Annotated in this window: 19 protein-coding genes and 1 tRNA gene; 7 read left to right on the plus strand and 13 right to left on the minus strand. The window is 44.9% G+C overall.

Features of this window, described 5'->3' with window-relative positions:
* Positions 1-95: 95 nt before the first annotated feature.
* Positions 96-3,029, minus strand: coding sequence for a copper-exporting P-type ATPase CopA (gene copA, locus ACE2AL_RS05340; protein WP_206082912.1), 2,934 nt, complete (start codon positions 3,027-3,029; stop codon positions 96-98).
* Between the two features lie 119 nt (positions 3,030-3,148).
* Between copA and cueR the strand changes: the two genes are divergently transcribed.
* On the plus strand, positions 3,149-3,559 hold the full coding sequence (gene cueR / locus ACE2AL_RS05345; protein ID WP_206082911.1) for a Cu(I)-responsive transcriptional regulator: 411 nt from the start codon (positions 3,149-3,151) through the stop codon (positions 3,557-3,559).
* On the opposite strand, the gene ACE2AL_RS05350 is transcribed toward cueR, so the two are convergent.
* The 5 genes from ACE2AL_RS05350 to tesA all read right to left on the minus strand — a co-directional run bounded on the left by ACE2AL_RS05350 (position 3,513) and on the right by tesA (position 7,380).
* Positions 3,513-3,992, minus strand: coding sequence for an NfeD family protein (locus tag ACE2AL_RS05350; protein ID WP_272539453.1), 480 nt, complete (start codon positions 3,990-3,992; stop codon positions 3,513-3,515). The genes cueR and ACE2AL_RS05350 overlap by 47 nt on opposite strands.
* The gene (locus tag ACE2AL_RS05355) at positions 3,989-4,924 is read right to left on the minus strand and encodes an SPFH domain-containing protein (RefSeq protein ID WP_206082909.1); all 936 of its coding nucleotides are present in this window, start codon (positions 4,922-4,924) and stop codon (positions 3,989-3,991) included. Before ACE2AL_RS05355 ends, ACE2AL_RS05350 begins: the two co-directional genes overlap by 4 nt.
* A 13-nt stretch (positions 4,925-4,937) precedes the next feature.
* Entirely contained in the window at positions 4,938-5,798 is an 861-nt protein-coding gene (locus ACE2AL_RS05360; RefSeq protein ID WP_206082908.1) for a co-chaperone YbbN, read from the minus strand.
* Between the two features lie 59 nt (positions 5,799-5,857).
* Positions 5,858-6,661 carry an SDR family oxidoreductase gene (locus tag ACE2AL_RS05365; RefSeq protein WP_272681246.1) on the minus strand — a complete coding sequence of 268 codons (804 nt, stop codon included), beginning with the start codon at positions 6,659-6,661 and terminating at the stop codon, positions 5,858-5,860.
* 77 nt (positions 6,662-6,738) lie between these two features.
* A complete protein-coding gene (gene tesA, locus ACE2AL_RS05370; protein ID WP_206082906.1) occupies positions 6,739-7,380 on the minus strand; it encodes a multifunctional acyl-CoA thioesterase I/protease I/lysophospholipase L1 in 642 nt (213 codons plus the stop codon).
* Here tesA and ybbA point away from each other — a divergent pair.
* The 3 genes from ybbA (at position 7,348) to ACE2AL_RS05385 (ending at position 12,001) form a co-directional block, all read left to right on the plus strand.
* Complete coding sequence (gene ybbA / locus ACE2AL_RS05375) at positions 7,348-8,034, plus strand: putative ABC transporter ATP-binding protein YbbA (protein WP_206082905.1); 687 nt, start codon at positions 7,348-7,350, stop codon at positions 8,032-8,034. The two genes, tesA and ybbA, sit on opposite strands and share 33 nt — an antisense overlap.
* Positions 8,031-10,478, plus strand: coding sequence for a putative ABC transporter permease subunit YbbP (gene ybbP / locus ACE2AL_RS05380; protein ID WP_375084116.1), 2,448 nt, complete (start codon positions 8,031-8,033; stop codon positions 10,476-10,478). The genes ybbA and ybbP overlap by 4 nt, the downstream gene beginning before the upstream one ends.
* A 140-nt stretch (positions 10,479-10,618) precedes the next feature.
* A complete protein-coding gene (locus ACE2AL_RS05385) occupies positions 10,619-12,001 on the plus strand; it encodes an esterase-like activity of phytase family protein (protein WP_375084117.1) in 1,383 nt (460 codons plus the stop codon).
* 128 nt (positions 12,002-12,129) lie between these two features.
* On the opposite strand, the gene ACE2AL_RS05390 is transcribed toward ACE2AL_RS05385, so the two are convergent.
* The 5 genes from ACE2AL_RS05390 to ppiB all read right to left on the minus strand — a co-directional run bounded on the left by ACE2AL_RS05390 (position 12,130) and on the right by ppiB (position 16,462).
* Entirely contained in the window at positions 12,130-13,368 is a 1,239-nt protein-coding gene (locus ACE2AL_RS05390) for an MFS transporter (RefSeq protein WP_206083035.1), read from the minus strand.
* Positions 13,369-13,484: 116 nt separating this feature from the next.
* Positions 13,485-14,567, minus strand: a complete 1,083-nt coding sequence (purK, locus tag ACE2AL_RS05395; protein ID WP_272539449.1) for a 5-(carboxyamino)imidazole ribonucleotide synthase — start codon at positions 14,565-14,567, stop codon at positions 13,485-13,487.
* On the minus strand, positions 14,567-15,082 hold the full coding sequence (gene purE, locus ACE2AL_RS05400; RefSeq protein WP_206082897.1) for a 5-(carboxyamino)imidazole ribonucleotide mutase: 516 nt from the start codon (positions 15,080-15,082) through the stop codon (positions 14,567-14,569). Before purE ends, purK begins: the two co-directional genes overlap by 1 nt.
* Positions 15,083-15,231: 149 nt before the next feature.
* On the minus strand, positions 15,232-15,957 hold the full coding sequence (lpxH, locus tag ACE2AL_RS05405) for a UDP-2,3-diacylglucosamine diphosphatase (RefSeq protein WP_272539448.1): 726 nt from the start codon (positions 15,955-15,957) through the stop codon (positions 15,232-15,234).
* A gap of 10 nt (positions 15,958-15,967) precedes the next feature.
* Entirely contained in the window at positions 15,968-16,462 is a 495-nt protein-coding gene (gene ppiB, locus ACE2AL_RS05410; RefSeq protein ID WP_047756161.1) for a peptidylprolyl isomerase B, read from the minus strand.
* 268 nt (positions 16,463-16,730) lie between these two features.
* Between ppiB and cysS the strand changes: the two genes are divergently transcribed.
* Together cysS and ACE2AL_RS05420 are read left to right on the plus strand one after the other, a co-directional pair.
* Positions 16,731-18,119 (plus strand): cysteine--tRNA ligase, encoded by a 1,389-nt coding sequence (cysS, locus tag ACE2AL_RS05415; protein ID WP_206082895.1) that lies wholly within the window; start codon positions 16,731-16,733, stop codon positions 18,117-18,119.
* A gap of 542 nt (positions 18,120-18,661) precedes the next feature.
* Positions 18,662-19,411, plus strand: coding sequence for a hypothetical protein (locus tag ACE2AL_RS05420; RefSeq protein ID WP_375084120.1), 750 nt, complete (start codon positions 18,662-18,664; stop codon positions 19,409-19,411).
* 47 nt (positions 19,412-19,458) lie between these two features.
* On the opposite strand, the gene ybcJ is transcribed toward ACE2AL_RS05420, so the two are convergent.
* Both ybcJ and folD read right to left on the minus strand, forming a co-directional pair.
* Complete coding sequence (gene ybcJ, locus ACE2AL_RS05425; RefSeq protein WP_206082893.1) at positions 19,459-19,671, minus strand: ribosome-associated protein YbcJ; 213 nt, start codon at positions 19,669-19,671, stop codon at positions 19,459-19,461.
* An 18-nt stretch (positions 19,672-19,689) separates the two neighbouring features.
* Positions 19,690-20,547, minus strand: a complete 858-nt coding sequence (folD, locus tag ACE2AL_RS05430) for a bifunctional methylenetetrahydrofolate dehydrogenase/methenyltetrahydrofolate cyclohydrolase FolD (protein WP_206082892.1) — start codon at positions 20,545-20,547, stop codon at positions 19,690-19,692.
* Between the two features lie 187 nt (positions 20,548-20,734).
* Here folD and ACE2AL_RS05435 point away from each other — a divergent pair.
* Positions 20,735-20,811, plus strand: a tRNA-Arg gene (locus tag ACE2AL_RS05435).
* Positions 20,812-20,908: the final 97 nt, after the last annotated feature.

Raw genomic sequence — 20,908 nt, forward strand, 5'->3', positions numbered from 1 at the left:
TTTCGGCTGATAACACAAAGCAGGAAAAACCACGCTTTTATCCTGCTTTGTCAACAACCTCAAGGGTGAGAGAGGCCCCCACCCTTTTTTAAAGGTTATTTTTCAGGCTTAAAACGTAATAGACGGTTTGCGTTACTCACTACAGTGATAGAGGAGAGCGCCATTGCTGCTCCTGCAACTACTGGGTTAAGTAAAGTCCCTGTGAGTGGGTATAAAATACCAGCAGCAATTGGGATCCCCAGCGTGTTATATATAAAGGCACCAAATAGGTTTTGCTTCATATTGCGCAGCGTCCCTTTTGAGATAGAAACCGCATCAGCAACCCCGTGTAAGCTTTGACGCATCAAGGTGATAGATGCTGTTTCAATGGCGATATCACTACCGCCGCCCATCGCAATACCCACATCAGCACGGGCAAGTGCAGGGGCATCATTGATGCCATCACCGACCATCGCTACTTTATGACCTTTCGCTTGCAGGGCTTCAATTGCGGCTGATTTACCATCAGGCATGACGCCAGCAATCACTTCATCAATACCCGCTTCTTTAGCGATAGCATTTGCGGTGACTGGATTATCCCCTGTTAACATCACCAAACGGAAGCCTTGTTTATGTAAGCGAGCAAGAGCACTGATGCTGTCTTCACGCAATGGGTCACGAATAGATAACAACGCAGCGACTTTCCCTTCAACGGCCAACAGTACAGGGGTCACCCCTTGAGAGGCTTGCTGATGCAGAATACCGTCGACATCTGTGGTATCCACACTGCTTTGCGCTAACAGCTTTTGGTTACCTAACAAAATGGTTTTACCATCAATAATTGCGCTTACACCTAAGCCTGCTAATGTCCTAAATTGCTCATTAGCGGGTAAGGTTAAGCCTTTCGCTTTTGCTAAGACAGCACGCGCTAATGGGTGGTTTGAACCATTTTCCAACGATGCTGCGAGCTGCAATGCGCCGTCCTGATCAAAACCATTAAATACGTGGATGTCGGTAACTTGAGGCATACCTTCGGTCAATGTACCTGTTTTATCAAAGACGATAGTGTCCAGTTCGCTAGCTTGCTGAAGGGCATCCGCATCACGGACTAACACCCCGAACTCAGCTGCACGACCGACACCTGAAATTATCGACATCGGCGTTGCTAATCCTAAAGCACATGGACAGGCAATGATTAACACAGTTGTGGTGATAACCAAGGCATAAGTAATTTGTGGCGCAGGGCCAATAAAGTACCAGATAGCCCCCGAAATCAATGCAATAGCAACAACTACAGGGACAAACACTGCCGAAATTTTATCCGCCATTTGGCCAATTTGCGGTTTACTACTTTGTGCTTGACGAACAAGGTGAATAATTCGCGCTAATGTGGTTTGGCTTCCCACTGCCGCGGCGCGAAAGAGTACCGTACCATCTTGCACGACAGTACCTGCATGTACAGGGTCACCTTTACTTTTTTGTTGCGGGATAGGTTCACCTGTCAGCATCGCTTCGTCTAGCCAAACTTCCCCTTCGATGATTTCCCCATCGACAGGTACGCGGTCACCCGTCGCTAAGCGTAAGATCATGCCTTTTTTAACCTGCTCCAATGGCATGTCAACTTCGCCTTGCTCCGTCACAACACGTGCAGTTGGCGGTGTTAAATCTAACAACCTTTCAAGGGCTTTGGAGGAACGTTGGCGTGCCCGTTGCTCTAAAGCGTGGCCAAGGTTAATCAGACCGATGATCATCGCACTGGCTTCGTAATAAAGGTGGCGAGCTTGGTCAGGGAACCATTCAGGCCAAATATTAACGACGATAGAGTAGAGCCATGCAGCTCCTGTACCCAGTGCAACCAAGGTATCCATAGTGGCACTGCCATTTTTTAAACTTTGCCATGCACTGCGATAAAAATGCCCACCTGCGAACACCATTACTAGGAAGGTTAATACCCCAATGGTAAGCCATGTGGTGTGATTTTGCTCAGTCAGCACCATATTATCGCCCATCATTCCCCATACCATGACAGGGATACCAAGGGCTAAGGCTAAGGCTGATTGCCAACGGAAACGGCGCATATTGGCTTGAGCAACTTCTTGCTGGCGTTCACGGCGTTTGGCTTCATCTTGAATGATTTCAGCACCATAACCCGCTTTAACCACGGCATTAATCAGGTCATTGGGATCTGCAGTTCCTGTGACTAATGCGCTACGCTCGGCTAAATTAACGCGTGCGTTTTCCACACCGGGGACGCCGCTGAGTGCTTTTTGTACTTTATTCACACAGCTGGCACAGGTCATGCCATCAAGCAGTAACTGCACACTGTCATCCGTTGGGGGGATGTCAGGCTGTTCACCTAAATCTGACTCTTGTGCCGGAATGTCACAAATTGCCGCTGAATCAGCATCCGGCTGTTCAGTTTGGGTGGTCAGCGGCTCAGTTTTTGGGTGAGATTCACCTTCTGTAGCTTGGTAGCCAGCGGCTTCGACGGCAGCAATCAATGCCGAAACTGATGCAGAACCTTGTACAACCGCAGACGTTGTATCCACTTGCGCGCTTTCTACGCCGTCAACAGCTTCGAGTGCTTGTTGGGTTTTCGCCGCACATTTCATGCAGCTTAATCCTGAAAGGGATAACGTCACCTCATTGGACTGCGGCAACTGGGCCTTAAAGCCTGCTTGTTCAACCGCAGCGATTAAGGTTTGTGCATCAGCAGAGCCATACACTTTTGCCTGAGTTGTGCTAACAACCGCAGCGGCAACACCTTCAACCTCTTCAAGGGCTTTTTGGGTTTTGCCTGCACATTTCATGCAATTTAAACCCGAAAGCTGCAATTCGACATCAGGTGTTGATGCAACTTCGGCTTCATAGCCAGCTTCAGTAATCGTGTTGATGATATCAGCAACATTGGTATCACTTTCTAATGTCGCATAATCGATAGTGACGTTTAAATTTATCACATCACCGCGAGCTTCTAATGCTTTAGTGACTGAGCCGACACAGTGCATGCAGCTTAGCCCCTGTAATTTTAGGATAGTTTTGTTACTCATTTTGCAGCCTCCGAACCCGTTCGATGAATTGGGTCTATAACTTTATCGACAATTAGGTCTATAATTCGACAATGAGCAAAGGTTACACCTTCCAGCAAGGTTAAGGTCAAGGGGTTATTATGAATATTAGTGAAATTGCCAAAAAAACAGGCCTAACTGCAAAAGCAATCCGTTTTTATGAAGATAAAGGGCTGATTACGCCACCTGAAAGAGGGGAGAATAGCTACCGCTATTACCAAGAACGGCATTTAAACGAATTGATATTGCTAAAACAAGCGAAGGATGTTGGCTTTACCTTGGATGAATGCGGTGAACTGCTTGGGCTGTTTCGTAATCCAACCAGACACAGTGCTGATGTGAAAAGCACGACCATTGCTAAGATAAATGAAATAGAGCAGACAATTTTTAAACTGTCTGCAATCCGCGATACATTACAGGAGCTGGTGGATGTGTGCCCAGGGGATGATGGCGCTAACTGCCCAATTATTGACCACCTGGCACGTGGCTGTTGCCATCACCAGAAGGTTTAACTTGCAATGTAATGCCATCAACGGCGATGACCACTACTTCAGTATTAGCAAGAAGTGGGACATCGCTGAAAACCCGCCAGCTGCCATCAGCAAGGCGAACACGGCTAAAGCCTTCTTCGGTATCCGTTAACAAACGCGCTTTAACCCCCACAAGCTGGTGGCTGATTTGATTGACATCGTCAGCTTTGCTTCTTTTACGGCCGCTTAACCATTTGCGCCATAACACGGCAGAAACAAGGGTAAAGACGGCAAATAAAATCCCTTGCCACTCCCAATTTAGGAAGGGTAAAGCCCAAGTCAATAAACCGACGGCGACAGCGGCAATCCCCGACCAAAGCAAATAGCCACCCGTGCCGAGTAACTCAGCAATCAGCAATAGCCCACCGAGGCACAGCCAAAACCATGCGGGTTGAGCGCTGATAAGCTCTATCATTCTTTCGCCTTTTGTGTTGTTTTTTTGCTTTCGCTAATGAGTTCGGTAATACCGCCGATCGCGCCCATTAAATTGCTGGCTTCTAATGGCATCATAATCACTTTGCTATTTTGTGCCGAGCCAATACTGGTTAACGCATCTGTGTATTTCTGTGCCACGAAGTAGTTAATGGCTTGCATATCCCCAGCGGCAATTGCTTCAGATACCATTTGGGTTGCTCTCGCTTCAGCTTCTGCAGCCCTTTCACGCGCTTCAGCTTGTAAGAAAGCAGATTGTCTTTCCCCTTCGGCTTTTAAAATTTGTGATTGTTTTTCACCTTCCGCTTTAAGGATTGCCGCTTGACGAATACCTTCCGCTTCTAAAATATCGGCACGTTTTGTTCGTTCCGCTTTCATCTGCGCATTCATCGCGCTGATAAGTTCTTTTGGCGGTTTCACATCACGAATTTCAATACGGGTGATTTTCACACCCCATGGGTTAGTTGCTTCATCCACCACATGCAATAAGCGGGAGTTGATCGAATCTCGTTGAGACAGCATTTCATCAAGTTCCATAGACCCTAACACGGTACGAATATTGGTCATTGTCAGATTAAGCACGGACAGTTCTAAATTACTGACTTCATAAGCAGCACGAACAGGGTCAACCACTTGAATAAAGCACACGGCATCAATAGTGACGTTGGCGTTATCCCGTGAAATAACTTCTTGTGATGGGATATCAAGGACTTGTTCCATCATATTGATACGACGGCCGATTTTGTCCATAAATGGCACAATGATATGCAGCCCAGGTTGTAATGTACGGGTGTAACGCCCAAAACGTTCAACTGTCCATTGAAAACCCTGCGGTACTGTTTTAACGCAGGTAAAAACAATAACGATGGCTACAAAAATAATAATCGGAATGGCACCAAAGGCGAACAAGTCCATATCTAACCCTTAATTAATAAAGTAATGAATACATTTGGCGGCGATATTTACTCGCAATCGCATCGCCAGTACCCATGGCGGACATAATATCCATCATGGTTTTTTTCACAGCACCGTCACCCGCACCTAAATCTTTACGTAAGAAGCTAAATAACATTTCAAGGGCTTCTTCATTACGGTTCACTTCATGTAATTTTAGTGCTAATTGAACGGCTAACGTGGTATTTTGCGGATCTTGATTAAATTCGTCCTGTAATTGTTGAATTTCAGGGGTATCCGCTGCTTGTTTTAACAACTCAATTTGTGCAATCAGCCCTTGATAACGACTGTCTTTGTCTTGTAATGGCACCACATCTAAGGTGGTTTGTGCATCATCGACGAGTTTTAGGTTAATTTGCGTTTCTGCCAATAACAGCGTGATATCGCTATTTTTCGGGTTTAGTTGATGAGCTTCTTTCAGCAGAGGCAATGCTTCTTGTGTTTTACCTTCCGCTATTAATTCAGCCGCTTGTGCCGCTTTCAACTCTTCAGGGCTTGGTAGAACACGAGATAAAATCTCTAACACGACCTCTTCCGGTTGCGGCCCTTCAAAGCCATCAACGGGGCGGCCATTTTGCAGGACATATACCGTTGGGATGGCTTTTAAGCCAAACTGGCTGGCAATCATTTGTTCTTCGTCACAGTTAACTTTAGCTAAGATATATAAACCTGCGTAGTCGTTGGCAATTTTTTCCAACATTGAGCCAAACTCTTGGCAATGAGGGCTACGAGGTGACCAAAAGTAAAACATGACGGGTAAGTTCATTGATTGTTCAATGACTTGATGAAGATTAGTTTCGTTAATATCAATAATTTGTGCGTTATTCGCAAACATAGGGTATCTCTTTTGAATGAGTTAGCATTAATAGTAGAGTGGGGCTTAATTTGCTTTTTTCAAGCCTTTTTTCCCTGATTTGCCAGTATTCTATCCATCAGTTTGTCAGGTAAAACACGTTTAAGCACTCGGACTGCCACTGTTAAAAGCGTGACAGAATAACGCACGCGTGGGCGTGGGCTTTCTAACGCATGGATAAGCTTTTCCACCACATGCTCTGGGGTTAAGGTAAAGCGCGAGGCGATCCCTGGGTTTTTAATAGGTTTATCTTTTTGAGTTTGTTCAACATTTTGAGTGAATGCCGTGTGAATTGGCCCTGGCTCAATCAAACTCACGAAAACACCACTGCCTTTTAGCTCTAACCGTAAGGCATCTGACCAACCTTCCAAGGCATATTTGCTCGCTGCATAAGCACCACGACCTGGGGTAGAGATAATGCCCATCACCGAACTGGTTTGCACAATGCGCCCTTCATGGTGTGCTAGCATGGCGGGTAGCAGTTGGAAGGTCAATTGGTGCACGCCGAAAAAGTTTGTGGAAAACTGGGCTTCGAGTTGTTCCCGACTAACACTGTTCAATGGCCCATAAACCCCAAAACCCGCATTGTTGAATAATCCGAAAAGTCGGTGATTACAGAGTGTTAACACCTCTTTTGCCGCTGTATCTATGCTATTCTTATCATCAAGGTCGAGAGCAACTGTATCAAAGCCAAGGTCTCTTAAGCGGAAGATATCGCTCTCTTTGCGACAGGCGACAATCACATGGTAGCCCCGTTGGCGCAGAGTTTGGGCAGCACAAAAGCCTATACCGCTTGATGCTCCAGTGATCAGAACCGATTTTCCGTTTCGTGCGGATGTTTGCATAACTTTACCTTCATTTCATGCAACTGAATTTATTTCGCGTATAAAGAGCCCTTTATCGCGTTTGTTTACCGTCTATTTTACTTGTTTGAGGGTAAAATATGTGCGGAAAGTTGTTTTTCCATAAAGTCAGCAATGGATGACTGTGCTTCAACCGTCGGGTGAATCCCATCTTGTTGTATCCACTCAGGCTTAGTGATAACGGTTTCCATGTAAAAAGGCAGTAACGGAATTTGATTGCTATCCGCCAGTTTCGGGTACACTTTTTCAAAGCTTGTTGTATAACGTTTTCCATAATTTGGTGGAATACGAATTTGCATTAAGAGCGGTTTTGCACCCGATTGCACGATTTGGTCGATTATTTGCTGTAAATTAGTTTCCAGTTGTTCGACAGGTAAGCCTTGCAGACCATCGTTAGCACCTAACTCGATCAGCACCCAGCTCGGTTTATTTTGTTCCAATAAGGTAGAAAGGCGTTCCAGCCCTTGTGCTGATGTATTGCCACTAATGCTGCCATTGACCACCTCAATAGGCGGAGACAGTTTCTGCCAGCGGTTGGCAAGCAAAGAGGCCCACGCCTGCTCAGCGGGTAAACGGTAGCCTGCACTTAGGCTATCACCTAAGATCAATAGCTTAGTTGACGCAAGGGCGTGTCCACTTGCAGTCAGTAACAGGAGAAAAACCAATATATGTCGGCGAATAATATTCTTGAAGTTCATCATCTCATTAAACGTGTTGGTCAAGGTGAACATGAACTGACTATATTGCAAGGTGTTGAGCTAATTGTCGAGTCTGGTCAAACAATTGCTTTAATTGGCGAGTCAGGATCGGGGAAATCAACTCTGCTTGGGATCATTGCGGGCTTAGATGACGGTACGTGTGGCTCGGTCAATTTATTGGGGCAAGACCTGACCCGCATGGATGAAGAGGAACGAGCTCGTTTGCGCGCGCAAAGCGTGGGGTTTGTGTTCCAATCGTTTATGTTAATCCCTACATTAAATGCGATTGAAAACGTGCAGCTACCTTCCTTGTTGCGTGGAGAGCCAGAGTCATCTAGCCACCAACATGCCGCTGAATTACTGACTGATTTAGGCTTAAAAGATCGCATGAAGCATATGCCGCCACAACTTTCTGGTGGCGAACAACAGCGTGTGGCACTGGCACGCGCATTTAACGGTCGTCCACAAATTTTATTTGCCGATGAGCCGACAGGTAACCTTGATAGACAGACTGGGGATAAAATCGCGGACTTGCTGTTTGCCATGAACAAAGAACATGGTACTACGCTGATTTTAGTTACACACGATAACGAACTCGCTGCACGTTGTCAGCGTCGCTTACGCTTGGTTGATGGACAACTGAGGGAAGAAGCATGATTTGGCGTTGGTTTTGGCGTGAATGGAAAACGCCGTCATTATTGATTGTCTGGTTAGCACTCACTCTCGCCGTTGCCTGTGTTTTAGCGTTAGGGCGCATTAGTGATCGTATCGAAAACAGCATGAGCTACCAAAGCCGTGAGCTACTTGCAGGGGATCTGGTTCTGCGTTCCTCACACCCGAGCGAGCCCGCTTGGTTGCAAGAGGCACAAAAAGATGGGTTAAAACTGAGCCAGCAGATATCATTTTCGACGATGGCCTATGCAACGGAAGATGAAGATGCCCGCCCACAGCTGGTGTTAGTCAAAGCCGCCGACAAGGCTTATCCGCTGTATGGCGAGTTAGTTACAGAACCTGAAGGGTTAGTACCAAACCAAGGGGAGGTGTTAGTGGCACCTCGCTTATTAGAGTTATTGAACCTGAATATTGGCGATAATATTGATATCGGCGATGCGACGTTAAAGGTTTCGGGGAAATTACTCCAAGAGCCCGATAGTGGCTTCAATCCATTCCAAATTGCCCCTCGAGTATTAATTGCGATTGAAGATGCACCGTTAACGGGGGCGATTCAGTTAGGTAGCCGTTTAACCTATCGCGATATGTTCGCGGGTGATAGCCAACTTATTGATGCATTTAAGCAAAAGTTTGATAAAGAACTGCGCAATGACCAGCGATGGTATACCTTAAGTGAAGACAATGGCGCGGTGGGGAAAACTTTCCAACGTGCTCAGCAATTTTTGTTGTTATCCGTATTATTAACCTTATTACTGGCGATTGCAGCTGTTGTGGTTTCTATGACCCACTATTGCCGTAGCCGCCACCAGCTTATTGCGGTTCTAAAAACACTTGGGGCTGGACGCAGTGCGCTGCGTAAATGGATCATTGGCCAGTGGTTGGTCATTTTAGTGGCAGCGGCGTTATTAGGTTCGTTATTAGGGCTAGCCTTTGAAGGCATTTTGATGCAAATTCTAGGCGCAATGCTGCCAAAAGAATTGCCTCCTGCTAGCCTAATGCCGTGGGTCTGGGCGATAGGGACATTGTTTATCATTGCCATTATTGTAGGCAGTCGTCCTTATTACCAATTGATGGCGACCCAACCTTCTCGGGTGTTACGTGAAGATGCAAAATCCCCAGTATGGCCGCTGCATTATTATCTCCCTGTGGTTATATTAATTGTCGTGGGCGGGTTATTTATTTTTGCGGGAGTAAACCCCCTGTTATGGTCGATTCTTGCAGGGATTGTTGTCGTGGCGATTCTATTGGCTTTAATTGGTTGGGTCGGGCTTTGGGGGCTGCGCCATATTAAATTTCGCCAGCTGAGTTTACGCCTTTCGGTCAGCCGCTTGTTGCGCCAACCGTTGCAAACTATCACCCAAATGAGCGCCTTTTCGCTCTCGTTTATGTTACTGGCATTATTAATTTTAGTTCGGGGTGATTTACTTGACCGCTGGCAGCAGCAATTGCCAGCAGATAGCCCGAACTATTTCTTGATTAACATGAACCAATCACAGCTTAAACCTGTGACTGAGTTACTGGCACAGTATCAAGTGAAGCCAACGGAATTCAATCCTGTGGTTTTAGCGCGTTTAACCGATATTAATGACCAGTCAGCGATTGAATGGGCCGATAAACGTGACCCAAATAATAATACGGTACGGCGTGAATTAAGCTTAACGTGGCAATCTCAATTGGCCCCTGCGAATATCGTGAATGAAGGCACGTGGCCGCCGAAAGCGGGGGAGGTTTCCATTGAACAAACCGTGGTGAAAGAGCTAGGGTTAAAACTGGGGGATAAACTGACATTTAACGCAGGAGCTCAAGTTTTTACGGCGACGGTAAGCAGCATCCGCACTGTGGATTGGGAAAGTTTACGACCGAATTTTTATTTTATTTTTTCGGAAGAAAGCTTGTCGAAAATGCCAGCAACATGGCTGAGTAGTTTCCATTATGGGGGGGACGGCCAGTTATTGACGCAACTTAGCCGCCATTACCCAACCATAAATGTGCTGGATACAGGGGCGATCATTACACAGATTCAGCAAATCCTTCAGCAAGTCAGCCAAGCTCTTGAAGTGATGGTCGTCTTAGTGATTTTCTGTGGCTTGCTGTTATTGTTGGCACAGATTCAAGTGGGAATGAGCCAACGTGAGCGCGAACTGGTGGTCTATCGCACCTTAGGTGCGAGCAGAAAGCTGATGCGCAGAACATTATGGAGCGAGTTTGCATTACTTGGCTTAATGGCAGGCCTTGCTGCGGCCTTTGGTGCTGAAATTGCCTTGTGGTTATTGCAAAGTAAAGTGTTTGATTTTCCATGGCAACCTGAATGGCGTATGTGGCTATTATTACCACTGTGCGCAGCTATTTTGTTGTCGATTTGTGGGGGATGGCTAGGTCTTCGCTTATTAGGAACAGGCAGCCAGCACCGTCGATTACCCAATGGATGATTAATTTATAGGGAATAATTGGGCGTGAAATTATTTACGCCCAATTAAAATAACTGTCTTGAATCCTTCACAAAATCGTCATTTACTCAGGTTATGATTCCGCCGTCGATTATTGATAGCCTTAAAATGGAAACATAACCATGCAGCATAAAAATTCAATTACACACCCAATTAAACAGACGTTGGGTTCATTTTCTTTACTGGCAAGTTTGATTTCATTTAGCTTCTCAGGGTTTGCTCAACAAGAAGTGCCTGCCACATTAATGGGGCATTCCATTCTTTCCGTTGATTCCACCGTTTCAGCGCCACAAAATGCGCCTGCAGACCTTCAAGTGAGCGGAAAATTCACCACTGGCACACGCGTTGACACTCTCGGCAAAGTCGAAGGAAAATCCGCTGATCGTCCAACGGGGAAACACATTCCAATCAAAGGGCAGCCATTGCAAGGCCATTCAGGAATTAAACGGATGGGGGATGGCACCTATTGGGTGTTAACGGATAATGGGTTTGGTAATAAAGTGAATTCACCAGACTCTATGCTGTATGTGACGCAATACGATATTGATTTTAAATCAGGCAAAACAACACCACTCAAAACGGTTTTTTTCCATGACCCCGACAGAATCATTCCTTTTCACATTATTAATGAGAGCACAAAGGAACGTTACTTAACGGGCAGCGACTTCGACCCAGAAAGTTTTCAGTTTGCTAATGGTGCATTATGGGTAGGGGATGAATTTGGCCCATATCTGATAAAAATGGATTTGGATGGCAAAGTGTTAGCCTTGTTTGAAACGCAGGTCGATGGCAAAAAAGTGGTTTCTCCAGACCATTATCAAGTCACCACACCAGGAAAACCAACAGATAAAGTCACCTTCCAAGTGAATCGCTCAAAAGGGTTTGAAGGTATGGCTTCCTCACCAGACGGTTCAAAACTGTACCCAATGCTTGAAGGGGCAATTTGGGTTGATGAAAAACAAGATTATGAAAATGTGGATGGTAAACGCGCTGCACGCATTCTTGAGTTTGATGTAAAAAAACAAGATTGGACAGGCAGAAGCTGGCTATATGTGTTCGAAGATAACCAAAATGCTATCGGCGATTTTAATTTAATCGATGACACTCATGGCCTAATCATCGAGCGTGATAATGGCGAGGGGACATCGGATAAAGCCTGTGCTGCAGGCAGTATGAACACGGAAAATTGCTTTAGTAATTTAGCGAAATTTAAGCGTGTATACCGTATTGAGTTTTCAGATAAAAACGTCGGTGAAGCGGTTGATAAGCAGGCGTACATTGATTTAATGAATATTAAAGACCCAAATAGTCAAGCAAGAAAGCCACTGAATGACGGGGTATTTACCTTTCCATTCTTTACGATTGAGAATGTGGATGTGGTCGACGGTGAACATATCATTGTTGGTAATGACAATAACTACCCGTTCTCATCCAGCCGTGAGCCAAATCAAGCCGATGATAATGAATTTATTCTGTTGAAAGTCCCTGAATTGTTAAAGCCTTGATTGAATTTGTGCCACCTCATTCCAGTTTGTCGTGGCACAATGTGAAACGCATGTTTTGATCCAATATCTGGTCTTAAGCTTATTTTCCCTTTGGTTTCAATCTTTCCCGAGTTAATACTCGGGATTTTTTATTTGGTATGGAGTGCGGGCGGTTTCATCATTAATGTTAAGCCGAGGATAACCACCACAGGGGCGGCAATGACTAAAAATGCAGGGGTGAAGCTACCTGTGTAGTCCTTGATCCCACCTGCGATAAATGGCGCTAAACAGGCGATAGTTGAAATCAAGTTAACCACAGAAAATAGCTCCAAATAGGGGCCACGACCAAAGTAGTTTGATAACAAAACACTTGATGCTAAGAACGTCATGCCGTAACCAATTCCTACGCACAAAACAAATAAAATTAACCAGAACCAAGAGCTTGCGATACTGAGGAAGATAACACCAAGCACCATGATAATTAAGCTGCCAATCAGCAGTTTTTTGGGCTCCAACCATTCTCCAGCTGCGCCGCCAATAAATCGTGAAAATGCATTAACAAAAGCCATTGTACTAAGTAATGAAACTGCAACGGTCATACCAAAACCACGTTCTTCGATATGGGCAACAGCAAAACTGTTAACGGTAATACCACACCATAGAAAAGAGGTATAGGTCGCTGCAATTAAATAGAACTGCCATGTGCGCAGTGCGCGTCCAACTGTCCACACTTCAGCTGTACGATAAATGGGTTTACTTGCATCACTGACTTGTTTTTGCATCACTTTCTTGGCATGTTCTTGCTCTTGTTTGCCTTCACGTAACATAAAGATAGTGATTAACGTGATGATGCTGAGGTAAATCGCACACAAAACCCAGTGCATGCGCCATGAGCCCAATTGGTTTGAAGCATAGAAATAAATCCATGGCCCTGCAACTCCGCCGAGCCCACCAATGGTGAAATACAAGCCAAAAGCGAGGGACTGTTTTTCAAATAATCGGGAAAGCACGTAAGTGCCAGGCACCGTGGCTAATAAGGTAAAACCGATACCAATCAAGGCTGTACCTAAGAAATATGTACTGATGGTGTTGGTGGAATACAGGCTATAAAACCCAGCGACAAAGACTAAGGTACCCAGCAGTAATGTGGCTCGCACGCCAACTTTACGGATCAGCAAAGAGGGTAAGAAACTGGCAAGCCCACAGGTCAAGCCCAATAAGGTAAAGCCAAAACCCGCTTCACTCCAGCTCCATTTTAGCTCGCTGATCATTTCTGGCAATACAACGCCTAAAGAGGTGAAAGTCGTGGCTGTGGCTAAAAAATAAACTAACCCTAATAGAATTAAAATACACCACTGATAAAACGGACTAAAATGCTGCGAGGACATAGTAACTCCAGTCATGCCGCACACCTTTAGTCAGGAGAATTATCATCTGGATGACGGCGAAAATAGCAAAATGCCCGAAAACAAGTTCGGGCATCGATTAAGGCTATTTTCCCTATTTATTGGTGAGAGTACCAGTCTAATTTTTCATTTGCCCACTCAATGCCACTTTTATACTCATTTGGTAAGAGTGGGATAAGTGCACTGAGCGTTTCGGTTAGCTGATTACAGTCACTGTGGGAGAGGTTTAAATGGCCAACTTTACGGGCTGGACGCACCTCTTTTTCATACCAATGCAAGTGAACTAGTGGCAAATTGAGCCAATCGATATTCACATCAGTGCCGATTAAGTTCACCATTACCGCAGGGCTGTATACTTCAGGGGATGGCATTGGTAGATTCAATATGGCACGCAAATGTAACTCAAATTGGCTGATTGATGCACCGTTTTGGGTCCAATGTCCGCTGTTATGTACGCGAGGGGCAATTTCGTTGATCAGCAGTTTATCGCCCACAACAAAGCATTCCATCGCCATCACACCAATATAGCCGAGCTCATCCATTACAGCGCTTAACATCGCTTGCGCTTGATCTTGCTGAGGATTGGTGGATTTCGGAAAAGCGACACTGGTGCGCAGGATACCTTCTTGGTGTAGATTGTGGGTGATAGGGTAAAAAACTGACTCCCCAGCAGCATTACGAGCACCAATCACCGAGACTTCAGCATCAAAAGGGATGCCTTGCTCTACAATGCACTCACCGTAAACTTCAGCGGGTAAACTGAGTTCGTCACCTGGGCGTACACGCCATTGGCCGCGCCCGTCATAGCCGCCTGTTCGGCGTTTGACTATCAGAAAATCACCCAGTGAGGCAAACAATTCAGGCCATTGCTCCGGGGATTCGAGCAGTACCCAAGGGGCGGTTGACAAATGTAAGCTATCAAACAGGCTTTTTTGTGGGAAGCGGTCAGCTAAACGCGGGAAAATATCGCGGTTAATAAAGGCATTGTGCCTAGCTAACTCTTTAGTCAAAGGCGTTTCAGGCCAACGCTCGATTTCAGCGGTGATCACGCTTTGTTGATAAGGAACTGCTTCAGGCTCTGCATCCAATCCGACAGGGAAAACGGCGATACCTAATGGTTCGCCAGCTTGGCGCAGCATGCGACCCAGTTGACCGTTGCCCAGTACGCAAACGGGTTTCATTACGCATCCCTCGGGTCTGGGTTATTGAGTACGTCGTTAGTTTGTATTTCACGCCAAGTGGATAAGCGATTAAAAACAGCGGTATCTGCAATGGCTAATACTTGCGCTGCTAACAGCGCGGCATTTGCTGCACCAGCTTTGCCAATGGCAAGCGTACCCACTGGGATGCCTTTTGGCATCTGAACGATGGAATATAAGCTATCAACACCACTGAGTGCCGCGCTTTGTACAGGAACACCAAAAACAGGCACTAAGGTTTTGGCCGCTATCATACCTGGTAGGTGGGCTGCACCACCTGCACCTGCAATGATCACATCAAAACCATTTTCTTTGGCGGTTTCGGCAAACGAAAACAGTTTATCGGGTGTACGGTGTGCAGAAACAATTTCGACGTGAAAAGGAATTTGGAGTTCGGTTAATACATCAGCAGCGTGCTGCATGGTCGTCCAATCACTTTTCGAACCCATAACAATGGCGATTTTTGCCGCAGATTGAGCAGAAGCTTGGGCAGTCATTTGGTGCTTTCCTGTATTGAAAAAAACGTCACCCGAAGGTGGAGAATTGAATTGAGTCGATCATATCATGACAAAGCAGCAAGGAAAACGTTTGCGTGATTAATAAGTAAGCAAACAGTCGCGTTTACGAGCAAGAACTTTCATGGGTATTATTCAAAGGGAAAGAAAATCAGTTCAATACCGTGTTCATTAATCACAAAGGCTGAGCCTTCATGATGCCATGCACCTAATACACCTCGGAAATGTAGCCTGCCATCAATATTGATTTCATGAATGGCTGGGCGGTGGGTATGGCCATGAATCATCCACTGCGCTTGGTGTCTTTGTAGCGCATTAACAACCGCTTGTGGATTAACATCCATGATAGACTCGGTTTTCATGCTACTGGCGTACTGGCTATTTTTACGCATTTTCTGTGCTATTCGGCGGCGAATAAACAGAGGGAGCGTGAGAAAAATACGTTGTATCCAAGGAGTGTGAACTTTTTTACGGTAGTTTTGATAAGCCATATCATCAGTGCATAAGGTATCACCGTGTAGAATTAAAATGCGCTTATCATAAATATCGAGAACAGTTTCTTGGGGTAAAATCGTCATTCCACACTGCTTGGCATAGCGTTTACCAATTAAAAAATCACGGTTGCCATGTATAAAGTAACAAGGAATACCTTTGGCTGTGAGTTGTTTTAGCTCGTTCGCAACGCGCTGATGAAGCGGGTTATCATCATCATCGCCCACCCAATAATTGAAAAAATCACCGAGGATATACAGGCTATCGGCGTGGATGGCTCGTTGTTGAATAAAATTGATAAAACCGGCGGTGATCGCCGGTTCATCTTCACTCAAATGCAGATCTGCAATGATGTAAGTAGACATAGAGACAGGATTACTCGCTGACAGTCACTTTTTCGATCACCACATCTTCACGAGGAACGTCTTGGTGGAAACCGCTACGGCCAGTTGAAACGCCTTTGATTTTATCAACCACGTCCATACCTTCAACAACTTCAGCAAATACGCAGTAACCCCAACCATCTGGGCGCTCTGAACGGAAGTTTAAGAAGTCATTATCAACGACGTTGATAAAGAATTGTGCAGTAGCAGAGTGTGGGTCGTTAGTACGAGCCATTGCTAGTGTGCCACGGGTATTTTTTACACCGTTGTTTGCTTCGTTTTTAATAGGCGCTTTCGTGTTTTTTTGTTCCATGCCTGGCTCAAAACCACCGCCTTGGATCATGAAGCCGTTAATAACACGGTGGAAAATGGTATTATTGTAGAAACCTTCACGGCAGTAAGTTAAAAAGTTTTCGACTGTGACTGGCGCTTTATCGTCAAATGTTTTGATAACAATGTCGCCGTGATTGGTATGAAATGTAACCATAATAGCTATCCTGAATAATTGTTTTTTGTGCGCTATCTTGCGAAAGCGTTGAGATCTGCACGTTTATATCACAGATAAAACCTGACTTGAAGCGACAGTGCGTTTTGCAGGTGGTTTATAGCATAATAGGTGTGTATTAAATGCCTATTGAATCCAACAATAAAAGGCAGGGTAAACCCTTGCATTCTTAAGGTGATCGGGGTTCAATAACATGGTATTTTACCGATAGAAATCGATAATCATTTTTCACTTACATGGAAAAGTCCAGATGCTACAAATTTTTAATACACTAAGTCGTCAAAAAGAAGAGTTTAAGCCCATCCACGCAGGAAAGATTGGGATGTATGTGTGTGGCATCACTATCTACGACTTGTGTCATATCGGCCATGGCCGGACATTTGTGGCATTTGATGCAATTAGCCGCTATTTGCGCTATTTGGGCTATGATTTGAATTATGTCCGTAACGTCACGGATATTGATGACAAAATCATTAAACGTGCCGCGGAAAATAAGGAAAGTGTTGAAGAACTCACCACTCGCATGTTAGCGGAAATGCACAAAGATTTCGATGCGTTGAATATTCTTCGCCCTGATAGCGAGCCACGTGCAACGCGGCATATCAGCGAAATTATTGAGCTGACTGAAAGCTTAATTGAACGTGGTCATGCTTACGTGGCAGATAACGGCGATGTGATGTTCGAAGTGAAAACTGACCCAAATTACGGCTTGCTATCTCGCCAAGATTTAGAACAACTTCAAGCGGGTGCGCGTGTTGAAGTGGCGGATGTTAAACGCAATCCAATGGACTTCGTGCTTTGGAAAATGTCCAAAGAAGGTGAGCCAAGCTGGGAGTCACCTTGGGGTTTAGGTCGTCCAGGCTGGCACATTGAATGTTCGGCGATGAACAGCAAAACATTGGGTAATCATTTTGATATTCATGGCGGCGGCTCAGATTTAATGTTCCCGCATCATGAAAATGAGATTGCTCAATCCACTTGTGCGCATGATGGCCCGTATGTGAACTATTGGATGCACTCAGGCATGGTCATGGTAGACAGAGAGAAAATGTCGAAGTCTCTCAATAACTTCTTCACCATTCGTGATGTGCTTGAGTATTACGATGCCGAAACCGTGCGTTATTTCCTGCTTTCAGGCCATTATCGTAGCCAACTGAATTATACGGAAGAAAACCTGAAGCAAGCGCGCACCGCGTTAGAGCGTATGTACACTGCATTACGTGGCACAGAAAAATCTGCAAAACCAGCGGGCGGAGAAGCCTTTAAAGCCCGTTTCGTTGAAGCCATGAACGATGATTTTAATACACCAGAAGCCTATTCTGTGCTATTTGACATGGTACGTGAAATCAATCGTTTGAAAGCGGAAGATATGGCCGCTGCTAATGGGATGGCTGCAGAACTGCGTGAACTAGCAGGCGTGCTCGGTTTACTAGAACAAGATCCAGAAAACTTCCTAAAAGGCGGCGCTCAAGGTGAAGATGATGCGGAAGTCGCAAAAATCGAAGCGTTAATTCAACAGCGATTAGATGCACGTCAAAATAAAGATTGGGCACAAGCCGATGCTGCACGTGATGAGCTGACAGCGATGGGGATTGTGCTGGAGGATTCATCTGCGGGGACAACGTGGCGCCGTAAATAAACACCTACGCGTCATATTTCGCGTTGTGGCGGTGTTGCCATCACTTGGCTACTTGGGTCACATACTAGTGTATGCTCCCCAAGCTATCCGCGTTCGGCGCCTAGCCACAACACGAACTATTTAGCGTATTGAGCGCGTTAAAAAGTTAGAGTTTGATAAAATTAAACGGCTAGGTATTGATTGATACAATATCTGGCCGTTTTTCTATTTGATATGAACATTATTTCGCGCTGTGGCGGTGTTGCCATCACTTGGCTACTTGGGTCACATACTAGAGTATGCTCCCCAAGCTATCCGCGTTCGGCGCCTAGCCACAACACGAACTATTTAGCGTATTGAGCGCGTTAAAAAGTTAGAGTTTGATAAAATTAAACGGTTAGGTATTGATTGATACAATATCTGGCCGTTTTTCTATTTAGTGGCTAAATTTGCAAGAAATAATTATTTTTTTCATCAAATAATAAGTTCAATTAATGAACAACAGCAGCCATCAAAGTACGCACAATGCGGTGGCACTATTATTTGAAATAAGGGGAATAATTATGCCATCACCAATCAGCACCTCAGTTAGAAGTTTATGGTCTCCAACATCGATTAAAAAAAGTGTTATCAACTTTTTACAAAAACTAGTAGGGATTAAAAGGCAACCAGCGAATATCCCCACTGCAACTTGGTATATTTCAAGTAAGATACCCTCTGAGAGTACTATAGCGTCTAGTAATACAAGCCAAGTTCCGATAAAAAACGATCAAAAGGTCGTTGTCGCAGAGATTGAATCAAGCAAGCCCAAAGCGCCACCCGTTGAACAATTTCTCAATGAAATTAGACAAAATAAACCCCAAGTGGTTATTGTTTGGTCATCAACGCAGCAGCAAGAAAAACAAGGAAAAACACTATTTTCTGAGGGGGTTAAAGAGCAACAGTTTGGTGATTTGAAAACACGTTCATTTAAAACCGCAGTGACGAAGTGCATTGGGAACTTGAATCTGGATTGTTATAACCTAACGATTACCCATAATAATCAACAATACTCAGTACCAGTCATGTATGTAACGAATTGGTCTGAAGAAATTAAATTGCAGCCAAATGAAAAAGCAGGGCTGACTAATCGTATGTTTGAATTAATGGATCTGCGGAGTACCTTGAGTTCATACCCAAATAGAAACAATTACCAAAATCAGTCAGATAAAGTGGCTGGTGGTATCTCACAGTTTGCTTTTGGGGAAAGGGTGCCGAAGGATTTATTTGATAGTATTCGAGTTGATAATAAACTAGGTCAATCAAGGGGATAAGCTTGATTGAAAGATGGGTAAATAGGCTAACCTATTTACCCAAAATCTTACTCAGCGATTTTGACTTTTTCGTCGCCCATGGAGACAACTTTACCTGCCAAAATTTTACAGCGTTTACGAGTTTCTACCACACCGTCAACCTGTACTAAACCTTCAGCGATCATGGCTTTAGCCATTGCGCCGCTTTCTGCCCAGCCTTGAATTTTTAGCAAATCACACAGTTCAACGTGTGGGTGCCCTTCAAGATTGAAAATTTCCATTAATTACTCCAAAGTACATTAAATATCGTGATACTCTTCACACGCTTGCAGCGTGTTTTGAATCAGTGTTGCGACAGTCATTGGGCCTACACCACCTGGAACAGGGGTGATCCACGCAGCGCGTTTTGATGCTTCATCAAAGTCCACATCGCCTGTCACTTTGCCATTTTCTAAGCGGTTAATACCCACATCAACGACAATTGCACCAGGTTTAATCCATTCTCCAGGAATAAAATTAGGTTTACCGACAGCGACAACCAGCAAGTCCGCATTGCGTACATGCTGTTCTAAGTCTTTAGTAAATCGATGGGTAACAGTTGTTGTACAGCCCGCTAATAATAATTCAAGGCTCATTGGGCGTCCGACAATATTTGATGCACCAATAATGACGGCATTGAGGCCATAAGTATTGATGTCATAGCGTTCAAGCAGTGTGACAATCCCACGTGGTGTACAAGGGCGCAAACGAGGCGCACGTTGGCACAACCGGCCTACATTATAAGGGTGGAAGCCATCAACGTCTTTATCTGGATGAATACGTTCAATCACTTTAACATTATCAATACCAGCAGGTAAGGGTAACTGGACTAAAATGCCATCAATTTCAACATCTTGATTTAAATCGTCAATCAGTTTCAGAAGTTCAGCTTCTGTGGTGGTGTCGGGTAAATCATAAGAGCGTGAAATAAAGCCTACTTCTTCACAAGCACGGCGTTTACTGCCGACGTAAATTTGGGAAGCAGGGTTCGCACCAACTAAAATGACGGCGAGACCTGGAGCACGTTTTCCTTGTTCTAAACGTAACTGTACTTTTTGGGCAACTTCCTGCCTAATTGTCTGCGCAATCGTTTTCCCATCAATAATTTTTGCTAACATCTGTAACTTAATCCATATATGAGACACGGTGATGGCTCTATTTTGTCAGAAGTTAACGTCATTGTCAGTTCAAACTGTTACATAAAATGAGCATATAGCTATTTTAGTAGCGAAAAGCCATTGACTCAGCGCTCAGCAACCGTATAATTCAACGCCATCAGCCAGATAGGCTGCCTGCATTAACAATGCGCCCTTAGCTCAGTTGGATAGAGCAACGGCCTTCTAAGCCGTAGGTCACAGGTTCGAATCCTGTAGGGCGTACCATTTAGAAGTCAATGGACATCAACCGATGTCTTTTTTTATGCCTAAAATTCAGTAAATTAGCTGATTTTAACCTTTCTTCGTTCAACTGACGTCTACC

Origin of the sequence: Providencia xihuensis, assembly GCF_041953405.1 — a bacterium.
Taxonomy (GTDB): domain Bacteria; phylum Pseudomonadota; class Gammaproteobacteria; order Enterobacterales; family Enterobacteriaceae; genus Providencia; species Providencia vermicola.